General features: G+C 50.7%; 13 protein-coding genes. 9 read left to right on the top strand and 4 right to left on the bottom strand.

Features of this window, described 5'->3' with window-relative positions:
• Window positions 1–888: choice-of-anchor A family protein (locus DEF47_RS22470; protein WP_287045354.1), on the top strand; the 888-nt coding region annotated here is incomplete at its 5' end.
• Window positions 889–940: 52 nt separating this feature from the next.
• Here DEF47_RS22470 and DEF47_RS22465 read toward each other — a convergent pair.
• From DEF47_RS22465 to DEF47_RS22455, 3 genes are all read right to left on the bottom strand, one after another.
• A complete protein-coding gene (locus DEF47_RS22465; RefSeq protein WP_012189148.1) occupies window positions 941–1252 on the bottom strand; it encodes a winged helix-turn-helix domain-containing protein in 312 nt (103 codons plus the stop codon).
• Between the two features lie 276 nt (window positions 1253–1528).
• Window positions 1529–2152: a response regulator gene (locus DEF47_RS22460; protein ID WP_012189149.1), complete on the bottom strand. Its 624-nt coding sequence runs from the start codon at window positions 2150–2152 to the stop codon at window positions 1529–1531.
• 4 nt (window positions 2153–2156) lie between these two features.
• Window positions 2157–3902: a sensor histidine kinase gene (locus DEF47_RS22455; RefSeq protein WP_012189150.1), complete on the bottom strand. Its 1746-nt coding sequence runs from the start codon at window positions 3900–3902 to the stop codon at window positions 2157–2159.
• A gap of 185 nt (window positions 3903–4087) precedes the next feature.
• Between DEF47_RS22455 and DEF47_RS22450 the strand changes: the two genes are divergently transcribed.
• The 6 genes from DEF47_RS22450 (at window position 4088) to DEF47_RS22425 (ending at window position 12274) form a co-directional block, all read left to right on the top strand.
• A complete protein-coding gene (locus DEF47_RS22450; protein ID WP_012189151.1) occupies window positions 4088–6013 on the top strand; it encodes an efflux RND transporter periplasmic adaptor subunit in 1926 nt (641 codons plus the stop codon).
• Window positions 6013–6690: an ABC transporter ATP-binding protein gene (locus tag DEF47_RS22445; protein WP_012189152.1), complete on the top strand. Its 678-nt coding sequence runs from the start codon at window positions 6013–6015 to the stop codon at window positions 6688–6690. The genes DEF47_RS22450 and DEF47_RS22445 overlap by 1 nt, the downstream gene beginning before the upstream one ends.
• An 8-nt stretch (window positions 6691–6698) precedes the next feature.
• Window positions 6699–8030 (top strand): ABC transporter permease, encoded by a 1332-nt coding sequence (locus tag DEF47_RS22440; protein ID WP_012189153.1) that lies wholly within the window; start codon window positions 6699–6701, stop codon window positions 8028–8030.
• A gap of 233 nt (window positions 8031–8263) precedes the next feature.
• A complete protein-coding gene (locus DEF47_RS22435; RefSeq protein WP_012189154.1) occupies window positions 8264–10051 on the top strand; it encodes an ABC transporter substrate-binding protein in 1788 nt (595 codons plus the stop codon).
• Window positions 10052–10120: 69 nt separating this feature from the next.
• Window positions 10121–11161, top strand: coding sequence for an ABC transporter permease (locus tag DEF47_RS22430; protein ID WP_012189155.1), 1041 nt, complete (start codon window positions 10121–10123; stop codon window positions 11159–11161).
• A 45-nt stretch (window positions 11162–11206) separates the two neighbouring features.
• Window positions 11207–12274, top strand: a complete 1068-nt coding sequence (locus DEF47_RS22425) for an ABC transporter permease (protein WP_012189156.1) — start codon at window positions 11207–11209, stop codon at window positions 12272–12274.
• An 88-nt stretch (window positions 12275–12362) separates the two neighbouring features.
• Here the strand turns inward: DEF47_RS22425 and DEF47_RS22420 are convergent, their stop codons facing one another.
• The gene (locus DEF47_RS22420; RefSeq protein WP_012189157.1) at window positions 12363–14771 is read right to left on the bottom strand and encodes an ATP-binding protein; all 2409 of its coding nucleotides are present in this window, start codon (window positions 14769–14771) and stop codon (window positions 12363–12365) included.
• A 442-nt stretch (window positions 14772–15213) separates the two neighbouring features.
• Between DEF47_RS22420 and DEF47_RS22415 the strand changes: the two genes are divergently transcribed.
• Window positions 15214–15681, top strand: a complete 468-nt coding sequence (locus DEF47_RS22415) for a response regulator (protein ID WP_012189158.1) — start codon at window positions 15214–15216, stop codon at window positions 15679–15681.
• Window positions 15682–15817: 136 nt separating this feature from the next.
• Window positions 15818–17404 carry an adenylate/guanylate cyclase domain-containing protein gene (locus DEF47_RS22410; protein ID WP_012189159.1) on the top strand — a complete coding sequence of 529 codons (1587 nt, stop codon included), beginning with the start codon at window positions 15818–15820 and terminating at the stop codon, window positions 17402–17404.
• The last annotated feature ends 76 nt before the right edge of the window (window positions 17405–17480 follow it).

Genomic DNA, 17480 nt, shown 5'->3' with positions numbered 1-17480 from the left:
GCAACCAGCACACCGTTGCCAACCGCGACTAACACGCCAGTGCCAACAGCAACTAGTACTCCAGTACCAACCAGTACTCCTGTGCCTGGTAACCAATGTGTACCACAAGGGTTAGGCACTGCTGGCGATTTCAATGTCTTTACCTTTGGCAACATCACCCAAAGCAACACCGATATTGAAGGTCGGGTCGCTGCTGGTGGCAATATCAACTTCCAAAACTTTGGGGTTGGCGTGCGCTTGACCAATTCAAATGGTACGCGCGACGACTTAGTTGCCGGCGGTTCGTTGACCTACACCAACGGTTCGGTTTACAACGGCAATGTGGTTTATGGCACGACTAAATCATTGAATGGCGTTAGCGTCTTGAATGGTACCGTTCGCCAAGGCCAACCAATCAACTTTGCCAACGAGCAAACTTCATTGCGCAACCGTTCGCAAGCTTGGGGTGGCTTGAGTGCTAATGGCACGACGGTCTATGAATATGGTGCAGTCAAGTTGAGCGGAACCAATACAACCCTGAATATCTTCACGGTTGATGGTGCTCAATTGAATAATGCTAATGGCTTGAACATCAACGTTCCAGCAAGTTCATCAGTCTTGATTAATATCACTGGCACGAACAATCGAATGCAAAATTTCGAAACCTTCTTGACAAATGTTGATCAAACCAAGATTGTCTACAACTTCTACCAAGCCACTAGCTTTAGCCTCTCAGGGATTGGCATCAAAGGTACAATCTTGGCTCCATTTGCTGATGTAAGCTTTAGCAATGGCCAAATCAACGGGACATTGATTGGTAACTCATTGATTGGTGGTGGCGAATCACACCATTATCCATTCAATGGTTGTTTGCCAGCAATTCCAGCTAACAAGTCAGTTGAACGCTAATTTCTAAAACCAAAAGCAAAGGCCTTGGGAATTTCCCAAGGCCTTTTGTTCTTTAATCGTTCACATCACTGGCAATCGAGCGCATCAGCCGCCAATATTGCTTGATCGCCACCTTGCCATCCGAGGTTAGGCGATAGCTGGTGCGCGGGCGACGTGCCACAAATTCTTTGGTAACTGAGATATAGCCTTCGGCCTCAAGTTTGCTCATGTGCGAGCCAAGATTGCCTTGGGTTAGCTCAAGTTCGTTCATTAGATACAGAAAATCTGCTTCATCAACGGTAGCAAGATAGCTCATCACTTGTAAGCGAACTGGTTCATGTACAAGCCGATTAAGTTGGGCGATGGTTTTGATGTGCTTATCCATCGGTTCCTCACTGTTTGCTGTAATTATTAGTTTTACAAGGATATAATTCTGCTACACAGAATTTTGGGCTAGGATAGCACTGGCTTTAACCTATGTCAAGTCGCAACGCTTGGTGATTGGTTGATGATGCTCGGGAGCTTTATGTTAACCGCGAAGAACACGAAGGCCACGAAGGTGGATGAGGTTTTAACGCAGAGGCGCAGAGAATATATGGCTATAGTTTAATTAGAACTCTCTGCGCCTCTGCTTAAGTTCGGTTTCCATAGCCTAACTAAACTACTTTACAAGGCCTCGTTGCAAGGCAACCGCCACGGCCTCAGCCCTGCTGCGCACATCGAGCTTACTAAAAATATGGCTGACATGCGATTTGATCGTGTTTTCGGAGATGTTGAGGCTGAGGGCAATGGCTTTGTTGCTTTCGCCCCGTACCAGTAATTGCAACACATCAAGCTCACGCTGCGAAAGCTCATCTTCGGCTGGCTCGGTGGCTAGTCGTTTGAGCACTCGCGCCGCAATACCCGATTGCAAGGCGGCACCACCCTCATAAATTGAGCGAATCGCCCGAAAAACTTCCTCAGGACTCGCATCTTTGAGTAAATATCCAGCGGCTCCAGCGTTCAAGGCTGGCCCAATGTATTCGTCGGTATCATAGGTTGTGAGCACCAGAAAACGGGTATTGGGGGCGCTGGCACGGGTATGGCGCATCACTTCGATGCCACTCAGTTGCGGCAAACGCAAATCAAGTAACACCACATCAGGTTGTTGTTGCTCGATCAAGTTAACTGCTTGTTGACCATCAGCAGCATCACCAACTGGCTCGAAATCCTGCTCCCAGCCGAGCATCGCCATCAAGCCGTGGCGCACAACTGGATGATCATCAACGACTAAAACACGAATCATTAGGTTACTCCATTTCAACCAAGGCTGTTTGGGGCAGATTGTAGGGAATTTGCACATGAACCAACGCGCCATGCTGATTGCTTAATTGTAGGCTACCACCGATTTGGGCGACCCGTTCGCGGATGCCAATCAGGCCAAAATGGTTGGTCATCTGCATTTGGTTGGTTAAAATCGCCTGATCGAAGCCTGTGCCATTGTCGTGAATTAATAGCTCCACGCTGCTATTCCCATAGATCAATTGAATGCTGACATGTTCAGCTTTGGAATGTTTGACCACATTCGCCAAAGCTTCTTGAGTGATCCGTAACAGGGCGGTTTCGTCGTGCAAATCAAGTCTTAGCACTTGGCCATGAATCTGCACATCAACCTGTAAATCAGAGCGCATGGGATGGGCCGCGAGTTCCTGAATGGCCTTGGTCAAGCTATTGGCATCCAGCAAGGGTGCACGTAAATTCCAAACCGAGGCGCGAGCTTCGGCCAAGGCTTCGCGGGCCATACGGCTAGCTAAGGCCAAGTGGGTGCTACTCTCGCTGGGGCTATAAACTAAGGCCCGTTGAGTTGCCCCAAGCTGAATCACAATACCAGTTAAGCCTTGAGCCAAAGTATCGTGAATATCGCGGGCTAACCGGGTGCGTTCTTCGAGCATGGCTTTATCACGCACTTGGGCTAATAAACGTTGGTTGTTCAAGGCCAACACTGCTTGATCGCGCAAACCCTCGGCGAGGGCACGATCATCGGTATTGGTTTGGGCGATTGCTGCACCAGCTAAAATTAATTGCACTTGGTCGTTTTCAAGTTGAAATGGCAGCACCAAGGCGGTATGCTCGCCAAATTTGCTGGATATTGACATAACTGATGTGTTTTGGGTTGGCTCAAATTGCAAGTGTGGTTCGTGAACAGCCGCTTCGGGATAGGCCGCAAGACACTGATGGTTGAGCATAATCCACGAGTAATCGACATGCAGCAATTGATGGGCTTGCTCGGCAATCAACGGTAATATTTGGGTAATATCTGCTGGTAGGGCTAGGGCACTACTGATGTTATACAATGCTTCTGCGCGATGGGTGCGTTGAGCAAGCTCAGCAGTTTGGGCTTGCACCCGCTGCTCCAATTGGCTGCGCAACTGCTCCAAATCTTGGGCATGAGCACGACTTTGCTGCAAGGCTCGTTGTAAATTCCCCGCTAAGAGCCAGGTCATGCTTGCGACCATCCAAAAGAGCGTAATCCAAAATACGGTTGAAACCAGCCAAGGATAGCGAGTGAAGACTGAGGGCGGCGCTTGGCGAGCTAAATCGTAGCCCTGAAGTTTGGCCCAAGCGAGGCTGATTACCAACAAACTGGCTAAGACCGCTAAACCAATGCTGGCACTCCGATCAATCAACAAGCCTGCGGCGCAAATTGGCAAGACCAACAGCGCCGGAAAAAAGCTGGTGATCCCGCTGCGTACTGCCAAACTGGTGGTGATCAGTGTCCAAAAGCCCACTAAGGCAAAGGCTGAGATGGTTGGTCGGCCTAAACGTACAAAGATAATTAAGGCCGACACAAACATAATGATCACCACAATTGCGGTAATTGGTGTGCCATCACGTTGCGGTTGTTGATTGAATTGCTCGGCGGGAAGCTTCATTCGTAGCCAGAGCAGGCTAATAATTGCCACCGCAATTGGAATTAACATAATTGGCAGCGAGCGCAAAATTGTGCTGCTGCGCCATTGGGTTTGTTCGCGGTCGATTTTGAGTTTATTGCTCATCGCTAGCGCCTTTGATCACAAGCCAGTACTTAACTATTGACCAAGCTTGGGCCGTCGGCATCACCCAAATGGATGATCGCCGCTTCACCAAAACGTGCGAATGAATGATCGAAATAAAGATCGATGCTGATCGCGCCGGAATTCACTACAGTATAGCTAGAAATTGTCGCATAAGGAGATTTCCGATGGCTGAAAGCTCAGCACAGCCCAAAAAACGTGGCTATAAATGGTTTGTTATTGGCGGCGCGGTCTTATTAGCGCTGGTGTTAATGCCGTTTGTCTTTGGTGGCGATGATCCATCGACCGTCTCGGCCAGCACTACCACGACGATTCAGCGCGGTCGTTTGGTTTCATCGGTGCTTGGCAGCGGAACGATTAACCCCAAGCAAAGCCTTGATCTTACCTTTCAAACGACTGGAATTGTCAGCACCGTCTTGGTCAGCGAAGGCCAACAGGTGGTAGCAGGCCAGATGCTGGCTGAGCTTGATGATCGTAATTTGGCATTAAGCGTGCTTTCCGCTGAAGCCAATTTGCAAAGTGCCCAAGCCCGTTTGCGCCAAACCCAAGAGGGCAATGCTCGCCCAGAGGATTTGGCCGCTTCGCAAGCCAGCGTTGATAATGCGAAGGCCAATTTGCAAAAGACCGTAACTGGCAATGCTACCGCTGCTGATATTGCCTCGGCCCAAGCCAGTGTTGCTAACGCCGAAGCCCAATTACGCAAAGCCAAAAATGGCACCGCTACGCCAGCTGATTTGGCCAATGCCGAAGCCTCAGTCCGTTCAGCCCAAGCCAAGCTTGATGATCTGCGGGCTGGCCCCAAACCAGAAAAGGTTTCCAGCGCCCAAGCCACGCTTGATCAGGCTAAATCAAGCTTAGAGCAAGTGAAATCTGATGCTTCGAAGGCCAAAAATCAAGCCTCACTTGATCGTGATACCGCCGCCAATGCGGTGCGTAACGCCCAAACCAGCCTCAGCCAAGTGTATTGGGAAACCCACGATGCTGATGGGAATTGGAAGAAAAAGCCCGATGATTTTGGCTATCAAACCGATGTGGATCGCTATAACAATGCCGTGCGCGATGAACAAGATGCCCAAACCAAGCTCGACGCGGCCCAATTGGCCTATGACAATGCCGTAACCCAAGAAGGTTTGGATATTGCTAATGCTGAGGCCAAAGTGCGTGATGCTGAAGTGCAATTGCAAACTGTGCTCAAAGGTGCAACCGCGCTCGAAATTACCCAAGCTGAGGCCGCGCTCGACCAAGCCAAAGCTAACCTCGATAAACTCAAACAAGGCGGAACCGCTGATGATGTCGCGGCAGCCCAAGCCAACCTCGACCAAGCTAAAGCCAATTTGCGCAAATTGACCCAAGGTGGCACGGCGGCTGATGTTGCGGCAGCCCGAGCCAATGTTGATCAAGCCGAAGCCAACCTTGATAAATTAACAGCCCCACCAACTGATACTGATTTGGCGATTCAAGAAGCAGCAGTTTCACAAAGCGAGCAATCGTTAAAACAAGCGCAATTACAACGTGATAATGCGACCTTGCGTGCTCCTTTTGCTGGCGTGATTACCTCGGTTTCGATTGTGCCTGGTGGCCCTTCGAGCGGTGCGGTGATGCATATTCTTGATCGTAGTGGCTTGTATGTAGAGCTGAATTTGAGCGAAACTGATGTGGCATTAGTTACGCTGAATCAAAAAGTTGAGTTAACGATTGATGCGCTCGATGCCTGGAGCGCCGAGGGTACGGTCAGTTATATCTCGCCGGTGGCCGAAGTATCGAACGGCGTGGTGATTTATCGGGTCAAAATTAGCGTGCCTAGCAACGACCCAATGGTTAAAGTTGGCATGACCGTCAACACCAACATTATTCTCAGCGAAAAAAGTGATGTATTGCTGGTGCCAAATTCAGCCTTGTTGCCCAAAGGTAGCGGACGGGTGGTGCAAGTGCCCGATGGCGCTGGTGTACGTGAGGTCGATGTGGTGACTGGCATCAGCGATGGCTCATTTACCGAAGTGTTGAGTGGCTTGAATGAAGGCGATACGATCATCGCCGTGCCAACTGCCGCCTCGGATAGTGGCAATGGTGGGTTATTCGGCGGAGGCCGCTGATGATTAGTTTGAGCGATATTCACAAAACCTACCAAATGGGTGATGTGCTGGTGGCAGCGCTGCAAGGCGTGAGTTTCAGCATCGACAAGGGCGATTTTGTAGCGATTATGGGGCCAAGCGGGAGCGGCAAAAGCACAGTGATGAACTTGATCGGCTGTTTGGATACGCCAACTTCAGGAACCTATGTGCTTGATGGCGTGGCAGTTGATCAGCTTTCGAGCAACGATTTGGCGCTGGTGCGTGGGCAAAAATTGGGTTTTATTTTTCAACAATACAACTTGTTGCCACGCCAATCGGCTTTGCGCAACGTCGAAATGCCGATGATTTATCGTGGGGTTGCGGGCACTGAACGCCAACGCCGCGCTATGGCCGCCCTGAATTTGGTAGGCATGGGCCAGCGGGTCGATCACCGCCCCAACGAATTGAGCGGCGGTCAACAACAACGGGTGGCGATTGCCCGTGCTTTGGCTGGCAGCCCCTCGGTAATTTTGGCCGACGAGCCAACTGGCGCATTGGATAGCAAAACCAGCATCGAAATTATGGAATTGCTGCGGCGCTTGAATCGTGAGCAAGGCATTACGGTGGTGCTGGTGACCCACGAACATGACGTGGCGGCCTATGCGGCGCGAGTGCTGACCATGCGCGATGGGCAGTTGATTGGCGATCAGCGTAATTAAAGGATGCAATGATGACAACGCTTGATGTGCAAACTGTTCCCACGCCCGCTCCCGCCGCCAGCGACGACATCCTATTTCAGCCGATTGAAGCTAGCTCAAGTGGCTTTGGCAGCCTATGGGAAGTGGTGCGCATTTCGTTTGGCAGCCTGTTGGCTAATAAAGTGCGCTCGTTGCTGACGATGTTGGGGGTGATTATTGGGGTGGCCTCGGTGGTTTCGTTGCTGGCGCTTGGCAACGGGGCAAGTGCTTCGATTACTGGCGAAATTGAGGCAATTGGCACGAACGTCCTGACAATTTCGGCTGGCTCACAAAATCGTGGGCCTGGCAATGCGACTGCTGCCCAAAACTTGACGATGGACGATGCGCGGGCGATTGAAGCCTTGCAACTGCCAGTGATTGGCGTGGCTCCCCAACTTAACTCAAATGCCCAAATTGTCGCCAAATCGGCGGATAAAAGCGCCCAAATTGTTGGCATAACTCCGTCGTTTCAAGTGGTGAACAACTTGGCCATGCAACAGGGCAGTTTTATCACTGAGGAGCATTTACAAGGCGCAAATACCGTGATCGTCTTGGGTTCGACCTTGGCCAAAGATTTATTTGGCAATGGTCAAGCGGTTGGCCAAACCGTGCGGATCAACAACCAAAGTTTGCGCGTGGTGGGGGTGCTTACGCCGCAGGGTGGCAGTGCCTTTGGCTCGGAAGATGATCGGGCTTATATTCCGATTACCACGGCCCAAAAACGCCTGTTTAACGCCCGCACTCCTGATGGCAATGGCTATCGAGTTGGCTCGATTACGCTTTCGGCGATTAATGCTAGCGATCTTGATGCGCTGCAATCGCGGGTAAGCATGTTGCTGCGTGAGCGCCATCATCTCAAACTTGATGGTAGCGCCGATGATTTTAATGTAATCAACCAAGCCGAAATTTTGGGCACGCTGACCACGATCACCTCAATGATGACCCTCTTTCTGGCGGCGGTAGCGGGGATTTCGCTGCTGGTTGGCGGAATTGGGATTATGAATATTATGCTGGTGAGTGTGACCGAGCGTACTCGAGAAATTGGTTTGCGCAAGGCTGTCGGCGCACGTAGCCATCATATTTTGATGCAATTTGTGGTTGAGGCGGCGGTGCTGAGTATGACCGGCGGTATGATTGGCCTGATGCTTGGCAGCATTATTCCAATTGTCGTAACCCAAATGGGCTTGCTCGATGCGCCGATTGATCTGCAAACTGTCGGAGTCGCGATCGGCTTCTCGCTGGGGGTTGGCTTGTTCTTTGGAATTTACCCTGCTCAACGGGCCGCCAAATTGAACCCAATTGATGCCTTGCGCCACGAATAATGAGCGCCAAGCAATCCTCGCACAAATCCCTGTTTCATGTGGTTGAGACAGGGATTTTCGTTGGTTAACGGCTTAATAATCAGTACAATCAGCACCTAGCTTTGGCTCAATTAAGTTAACGAGATTTTACCTCACATGAATTTTGCCCTATAATACGATAACCGCACCGCTCTGTATCAGTGGAGATGACGAGAGTAAGACTATCTTAGGAACGCATAGCTTAAGGAGGTCTCATGTCTTTCCGTAAACCAGGTAAGCGTTCGATTGGCTGGCTATTGCTCTTGGTATTGATGATACCGTTGATAGCTGCCTGTGGCGAAACCGCCGCTCCAACCGCAACTGTTGGCTCAACTCCCGCTACTGGTGGCGAACCCACTGCTGCCCCAACTACCGCTCCTACAGATGACACCGCTGCAGCCACACCAACCGACGCCGCTGCTGCAACCGAAGAACCAACCATGGGCGATGCTGATAAGTATCTGGTATTTGGTGGTTCGGGCGAACCCGATTCACTCGATTCGATGGATACGACCACGGGTACTGCCTTGATTGTAACCCGCCAAATCCAAGAATCGTTGTTGGGTTTCAAGGCTGGTACGTTGGAAGTTGTGCCCGAATTGGCGACCAAGTGGGAGCCAAACGCCGATGCAACCGAGTGGACGTTTACCCTGCGCGAAGGGGTTAAATTCTCTGATGGCACCGACTTCAACGCTGATGCAGTAGTTTTCAACTTCCAGCGCTTGTTTGTGCCTGATTTTGAGTTTGGCTTCCGTGCCGAAGGCAAGCAATACAACATCGTGCCCGATATTTTTGGTGGCTATGCTGGCGACCCCAACAGTGCCTTCAAAGAAATTATGGCAGTTGATCCAACCACGGTTAAGTTTGTTTTGACGCGGCCTGTGCCGTTGTTGCCAAGCTATTTGGCCGCTTCCTACTTCGGAATTTCATCGCCCGAAGCAGTCAAGGCTGCCAAAGAAAAATATGGCTCACCAGAAGTTGGTGGCGTTGGGACTGGCCCCTTCAAGTTTGAGCGCTGGGATGCTGGTCAAAGCATCACCTTGGTGCGCAACGAAGATTATTGGGGCGACAAGGCCAAAATGCCAGGTGTGGTTGTGCGCTTTATCGCCGAAGCACCCCAACGTTTGGCCGAGCTTGAAGCTGGCACAATTGATTTCACAATCAACTTGAGCGCTGATAGCCGCGATAAAATTGCTTCAAGCGCCGATTTGCAAGTGGTTGATTTGACTCCATTCAACATTGCCTACTTGTCGTTGAACATGAACAACAAGCCTTTTGACGATGTGCGGGTTCGTCAGGCGGTTGCCTATGCCATCAACAAGCAAGAAATTCTTGATGCCTCGTATGGCGGCGTTGGCTCAATTGCCGACGACTTCTTGCCCGATGGATTGGCTGAATATCGGGCGACTGACCTCGAACCATATGCTTATGATCCAGAAAAAGCCAAAGCCTTGTTGGCCGAAGCTGGCTATGCCGATGGCTTTAGCACCATGGTCTTGACCGATGGAACTGAATTGCCCTTGGAATTGTGGTATATGCCGGTTTCACGGCCTTACTACCCCGATGCTAAGTCAGTGGCTGAACTCTACGCCGCCCAACTTTCCGACGTTGGGATCAAGGTTGAACTCAAGACCGAAGATTGGGGCGTGTATCTCGATAACTGGGATGCTGGCCTGAAAAACGGGATGGTGATGTTGGGTTGGACGGGCGACTATGGCGACCCTAACAACTTCTTGTTCACTCACTTTGGCCCAGGCAACGCCGACGAAGCTGGTTATACTAACGAGAAAGTTTGGCAATTGCTGGCCGATGCTGGTGGCGCTTCCTCGCCCGCCGAGTCAATTCGGCTGTTCCAAGAAGCTGGCAAGTTGATTAACACCGATTTGCCACGGATTCCGATCGTGCATGCTCCACCCGTATTGGCTGCTAAAAAAGCCTTGCAAGGCTGGGTGCCAAATCCAACTGGTGGCGAATCATTCGCACCGATCTCAATCACGAAATAACCAATAGCCGAGCCTACGCCGCTTGTTAGCACTTAATTCTAACAAGCGGCGTATAGTAAGGAAGAATGCATGGTTGGGTATATTTTTCGTCGGCTGCTTGGCATTATTCCCGTCCTGCTTGGCATTTCGCTCCTGGTTTTTACCCTGCTCCGAACCATCCCCGGTGATCCGGCGATTATCATTCTCGGTGAACGCTCAACCCCCGAACAACGCGCCGCCCTGCGCACCAAACTCAAACTTGATCGCCCCTTGTTTCTCAATTTTGAGGGCGGCAATATCTTCGAAAGCCAATATGTGACCTATATCACCAATTTTGCTACTGGCGATTTTGGTGATTCGATCAAAACCCGCCAAGCGATTTCCAAAGAATTAAAGCAGCGTTTCCCTGCGACGATCGAGTTAGCACTCAGTGCTTTGTTGATTGCAGTGGTGGTTGGCGTGACCACAGGTGTGGTCTCGGCTACCAAACGTGGCTCTTGGCTCGATGCCAGCAGTATGATTGTAGCCTTGCTCGGTGTTTCAATCCCGATCTTCTGGTTGGGTTTGATGATGCAATACCTCTTTTCAGTCAAACTCAAATGGCTTGACCCAAGTTTGCGGCTTGATACTAGCTTGCAAGGCTCGTTCGAGCCAATTACGGGCCTGTATTTGCTTGATGGCCTGTTGCTTGGGCGATTTGACATTACCATGAACGCCTTTAAACATTTAATTATGCCCAGCCTGGCTTTGGCGACTGTACCGCTTGCTAGCATCGCCCGCATGACGCGTTCGGCCATGCTCGAAGTGCTGTATCAAGATTACATTCGCACTGCTCGTGCCAAAGGCTTATCGGCGCGGATTACGATTTTGCGCCACGGCTTGCGCAATGCCTTAATTCCAGTGATTACGGTAATCGGGCTGCAATTGGGCTTTTTGCTGGGCGGCGCTGTGTTGACGGAAACGGTATTTTCATGGCCAGGAATTGGGCGCTGGCTGCTTGATGGCATTTTAGCCCGCGATTATCCGGTGGTGCAAAGCGGCGTGATGTTTGTCTCATTGGTATTTGTGTTGATCAATACCTTGGTCGATATTTCCTACCGCTTCTTTGATCCCCGAATTCAATATAAGTAACGCTGCTCGGCGTTTGTGGATGCAACTTGTTTGTAAAGGTTGATTATGGCGACAACAGAACCAACTATCACCAAGAAACCAACGAGCGATCAAGCGTTACTTTCGCGCAAGCCGCGTTCGCTCTGGAGTGATGCTCGGCGGCGGCTGTTTAGTAGCACGGTTGGCCGTTTGGGAATGCTGATTTGTGCTTTTCTGTTTGCAGTTGCAATTATCACGCCCTTGGTACAACCGCTTGATCAGACGCTCAACCGTGATACCGCCAACAAACTCCAACCGCCATCATGGTTGATGACCGCCGAAGAACGGGCCGATGCTGCTAGCAAAAGCATCGACAAAGCCCGCAAAGATATTCCGTGGGGCAGATTTGAACGGCCATTCGGCACCGATCAATTAGGTCGCGATATCTTTATTCGGGTGTTGCATGGTGCGCCGATTTCGCTAACGGTGGGCACATTTGCGGTGATATTGGCGGTAATTTTTGGCTCGTTGCTAGGCTTAATTTCGGGCTTTTTCGGCGGCATTATTGACACCATTGCCACCTGGCTGATGGACATTTTGCTGGCGTTTCCCTCAATTCTCCTCGCGATTGCTTTGACCGCGATTAGCAATAACCGTGAATCGTTTTCGTATAAATTTAGCCAACAAATTACCGAACTGCCAATTTTGCAAACGATTTTTGACCCACCGTTGTTCAATGCAATGTTGGCGGTAGCAGTCGTCGAAATTCCAATTTTTGGGCGGATTGCCCGTGCAGCGGTGTTGAGTGTGCGCAATCAAGAGTATATTCATGCTGCCGAGGCGGTTGGGGTGAGCCGAATGCGTATGTTGATGCGGCATATTTTGCCCAATAGCTTAACCCCAATTTTGGTGCAAATGACCTTGAGTGTGGCCTCATCGATTACTAGTGTAGCAGCCTTGGGATTTTTGGGGCTGGGCGCACAACCACCACGGCCTGAATGGGGTTCGATGCTTTCGACCGCCCGTGAATATGTGGGCACTGGCCAATGGTGGTATGCCTTGTTTCCCGGGATTGCGATTATGCTGACTGTGTTGGGTTTTAATTTGCTTGGCGATGGTTTGCGCGATGCCCTCGATCCGCGGCTGAAGCATTAATGAGCAAATCGACTAACGATTGGTTCATATCCTTGCATCTACGCAGGCATCCTAAACTATCAGACCGCACCTAACCCTATAAGCGGTATTAAGTGATTAAGAGGGTTTGAATTAGCTGCGCTAACGCTACCTTGTGGCCGCTCAACCAAAGCTGTTGCACTTGAGCGGAGGTTAATTGTTGCTTAGTTTGCCTAATGTAGATTTGCAAACGTTTTTGTTCGGCCTCAAACAAGGGCAAGGCTAGTTCATCGCGGAGTTGCTTGGCTTTGCTCCAACATTGCATCGCCAATTCAGCTTGATGCACTTTGCTCAAAATTTCACCAAACCGCTCTAAATTCCAAGCGAGGCCATCGTAATCGTGCAGGCTCCAGCGAATTTGCAAGCTTTGCTTGATTGCTGCCAGTGCAGCAGCGGTTTGGTTTTGGTGCAACAAGACTGGAGCCAAAGCATTCAAGGCTGAGGCAATCCCGCGTTGATCATCGAGGGTTTGCCAAATTGCCAAGGCTTGCTCATGCGCCTGTTGGGCTTTGCTCAAGCGCATTTGATAAAAGGCAATCATCCCAAGGTAATTCAGGCTAAATGCAAGGCTGGGCAAAATCTGTTGTTGCTGCCAATAATCTAAGCTTTGTTGTAACAGCTGTTGGGCATGGCCAAATTGACCTTGACGCAGCAAGACCATAGCTTGGCAATCGTGCATGGCAAACACTGAAGCTTGATCGCCAAGTTGTTCATGCATGCTACAAGCGTGGCGATAGCGTTCAAGCGCTTGGGCATAATGGCCTTGCTCCATCGCAACTTCGCCCAATTTGGCGAGATTGTCGGCGATGGCCGCCGCTTGTTGCAGGGCTTGGCGTTGCGCCAACGCTTGTTGATACCACGCCTGACCAGCGCGATATTGGCTTTGCAAAAAGGCTGCAATATAGCCCTGCATTTCGTTGCAACGGGCTTGAGTTGCTAAATCAATTGGTTGGCTGCGGAGCCAAGCCAGCCACGTTTGTAACTCTTCAGCGGCTCCATAACGATACCAAAATTCGGCCAAGGGCAAAATGCAACTGCTGGCTGCAACCCAATTCTGAGTACTGATTGCCCAGTTAATTGCAGCCCGAATATTCTCGCGCTCCGATAAAAGCGCTTGGCGTGCCGTGAAAACTTGTTGGCTGAGCGATTCGCAGTACATGACATAATAATTGAGATGCTGTTGGGCGAGTTCGGGAAATTCGGCTTGTTCGGCCAATTGCTGCGCGGCAAATTCGTGGATCAAACTGAGCATGCTAAAACGTTGCGGCTGTTCAGCTTCAGCCTGCATGTTCAGCAAACTATGGTCAATTAAGCCTGCCAATTGTTCAAGCAGATCAAGCTGATTATTGTTTGGCACGATAGCCTGAATTGCATCCAAAGTACATCCAGCCTGAAAAATTGCTAGTTGGCGCAAAAGCTGTTGCTGCTTGGGCGAAATTTGCTGATAGCTCCAATTAATGGCGTTGTACATACTTTGGTGGCGAGCTGGAGCCGTTGGATCATTGGTGCTGAGCAAGGCCAAGGGCGGTTGCAAATAAGCCAACAAGGCTTCAGGCGTGAGCAAACGGGTGCGAGCCGCCGCCAATTCCAAGGCCAAAGGCAAGCCATCAACTTGCCAACAAAGCTGTTTGATTGCTTCGGCGTTGTGGTTGGTCAGGGCAAACTGTGGGTTGAGCGTTTGCGCTCGTTGGACAAAAAGCTGAACGGCGGGATTGGTTTTAAGCTCGTTAAGGCTGGCCTCGGCAGTTGGCAAGCGCAGCGGTGTCAGCGGAATCGCATATTCACCAGCGCAATGCAACAGCGTGCGACTGGTCAAGAGCAATTTGAGCTGGCTGGTATGGTCAAGCAAACCACGGAAATGCTCGGCAGCGCTGACCAATTGCTCAACATTATCGAGAATCAACAAGATGCGGGCTTGTTGATAGTGCAATTGAATGTGGCGTTGCCAAGCGTATTTGCTACTGGGCAGATTGAGCGTTTGACTGAGGGCTAAACCAATATCCGCCAAGCTGCTTGCTTGAGCTAAATCGACAAAATACACCCCATCGGGGAAATGCTTGTGACTATGCTGGGCAATTTGCAGCGCAAGGCGGGTTTTGCCTACGCCACCTGGGCCAGTCAGCGTAATCATCCGAATATGCTCAGCGTTGAGATAGTTTTGTAGCGTTGCCAGCTCAGTTTGGCGATTGATCAGCTTGGTCGCCGTTAATGGCAAGCCACTTGGTTTTGGCGCTGAATTGGCGCTATCAGTGCCAACCGTTCGGGCTTGGTCGCAAAAAATCTGGCTTTGCTCGGCTGATAACTGCAAAATTCTGGCTAAACGAGCCGCCAAACTGCGTGATGGTCGCTGGCGATTAGCCTCCATTTTGCGAATACTCTCGATGGCGCAGCCAACTTCCTCGGCCAAAGCCGCTTGAGTGAGTTGGCGTTGATGGCGATAGTCGCGCAATTGTTGACCAAATGATCGTGCTTCTGGCATAAACGCGAGCGACTCCTTGGGTTGGTTGTACCTGTTTGGTTGCGAAATCAGGTTAACAGTGGATGGGCGACATCCTGTGCTATACGGTACACTAGCAACACAAATCAGGCAATTGTGTTGCTGCAACGCTGGCTCATAATCCCAATGGGGAAGCAGCCGCAGAGCCAGCACCACTGCCAGCATAACCTGCCGTTTGCTCTGCTACAAGCACTCGTTTTGGATGAGCATACGCTCATTTGTTGGCGCAATTTCTTAACCAAAACTTGATATTTGAGCCTTGAAATTCAAGTACAATACAACAGTTCTTTGGGTACTAGCTCGATGACCCAAAAGGACTAGCCTCTAGGATGACTGTTATCGAGCAATGTCACGAGCGATAACCAACCGTGCATCGACGGCTGCTGCGTAGTAAGGGTTATTGTGTTCGTTTTGGAGAAAGTCCATGTATCCGGTTGTTCGACCGAGCGCTTCGCCTATCGTCGTCGCAAGCCGTGCAAAAGTGATGGTAATCGAAGATAACGTTGACAGCATGAATTTGACGTTACGGATTCTGCGCGAGCAGATCGGTGTTGCCTACTGCAACGCGCGTCCGTCAGGAGATGCCTTCTTCAGTTGGTTAAACTCGCCGCAAGTACGTCAAAACCCTACATTGAGCTTTCTCGACCTCATTCTGCTGGATATTCGCATCCCACGGGAAAATGGCCATATTGTGTTTCAAAAGTTGCGGGCCTTGCCTGAGCTTAAACGCACCAAAATTGTGGCTATGACCGCCAATGGTTCGCGTGATGAAGCTGAACGCGCTCGCGTTTCGGGCTTCGATGGCTTTATTGCCAAGCCCATTTCGGTCAAAAATTTCCCCGAACAAATTGCCCGTGTCTTGCGTGGCGAAATTGTCTGGGATGTCAACTAAAACTGCATAGGTATTGGGCTTCAAGGGGTGACAGTGTGGTGCTGTCGCCCTTTTTTGTGCTATTCCGGCGCTGGCAGTTCATGCTATACTGGCGTTGTTAATCCACGTTTTGCTGGCTCAAGGAGGTGCTGCGCGTATGCCCGAACAACTACACCATGAACTCTCGTTATGCCATCGAGAGCTACGGGCGATCTACGACCTCGATGCGCTCCGCGATACAACCGACTCGACCGAAACCTTTTTAACTGGCTGTGCCGCAATTATTCGTGGGGTGTTGCAGCCCGATTTGCTGCAATTAATTACCCTTGATTTGGAAGATTGCCCCGCCCAAAATATTACAATTGAACGCTGGCGGCCACAGGATGCTGCTAGTTTGATGCTGGCCCTGACTAATGCGTTGGCTGGCGGCGAAACCTCAACCTTGCAAGAGGGCGATTCAGAAATTATTGTGCGTTCGCTCTCGGTTAAGGGTGAGCGGCTGGGTGTGTTGGTGCTTGGCTCGGCTGATCACCATTGGTCGGCTGATAATCGGCGTTTGATGGATGCTATGTGTTCGCAAATCGATTCGGCCATGGCTGGCTTGCGCCTATTCCAACAAGTGCAATCGCGCAACCGCGAACTCGAAACGATCTATCGTTTGGATCGCTTGATCGATGCCACGCCCGATTTCGATCAAGGTTTGGGAGCAGCATTGGGCTTGCTCTCCGAGACGATTGGCGCTGCTTGGAGCTTTATTATGCTCTACACCGCCGAGGAGCATGAGCTTGAATTTCGTGCCGCTTCGCACGCTGATGTGGCCGACCCGTGCACTGAAGTGTCGCAAGTCTTGCGCGATTTGGCCCGCCAAACCGTTGATCAAGGCAAATTGGTGCGCCGCGAACAGATCGATCAAACAATTGGAGCCTATATCGGCGTGCCCTTGATTTTGAAAAATCAAATTATTGGGGTTTTTGGTGGGGCGAATCCGCCAGGCACACGTGGTTTTAGCATTCACGAAGTTAAAATGCTGAACGCAATTGCTTCGCAAATGGATACGGCGCTGTTTGAAGATCGCCAACAACGCCATATTCGCGAAACGTTTGCCCGCTATGTCAGCCCCGATGTAGTCGATTTGATGTTGCGCACGCCTGGCAATGATTATCTGAATGTGCATCGTCAACAATTATCGATGCTTTTTTCCGATATGCGCGGCTTTACCACGGTTTCCGAACAATTGCCTGCCGATGTGGTTGCTCGCATGCTCAACGAACATCTCTCGGCCATGACCACGATTATTCGCAATGCAGGTGGCACGGTCGATAAATTTGTGGGCGATGAAATTGTGGCCTTTTTTGGTGCGCCCTTGCCCTATGAGCAACACCCTTTGTTGGCGGTGCAAACTGGCTTGTTGATGCAGGCCCGTCATAACGAATTGATGACCGAATGGCAGAAGCAAGGCTTGCCAGCAGTGGCAATTGGCATTGGGATTGCCTCAGGCGAGGTGGTCGTGGGCAATATCGGCTCGTCGCAAATGATGAATTACACCGCGATTGGCTCGGATATGAATTTAGCAGCCCGCTTGTGTAGTGCCGCGTTGCCCAACCAAATTTTGGTCAGCCAAGCCACCTATGATGCGGTGCGTGAGCAAGTTCAGGCTGTGCCAGTGGCCCCATTGAGCTTGCGGCATATTTCGCAATTAGTGCAAGCCTACAGTATTGAAGCAGTGCTGAGTACTCAAGCCTAAGCGCAGCTTGGGACTGCTGTAACTTTGGATGTAGTGACGATCACGAGATCTATATTTAGGGGGTGCAGGGGGATTA

Source organism: Herpetosiphon sp., from assembly GCF_003512625.1.
GTDB classification, from domain to species: domain Bacteria; phylum Chloroflexota; class Chloroflexia; order Chloroflexales; family Herpetosiphonaceae; genus Herpetosiphon; species Herpetosiphon aurantiacus.
This window is presented reverse-complemented; position numbering and strand designations above follow the sequence as displayed.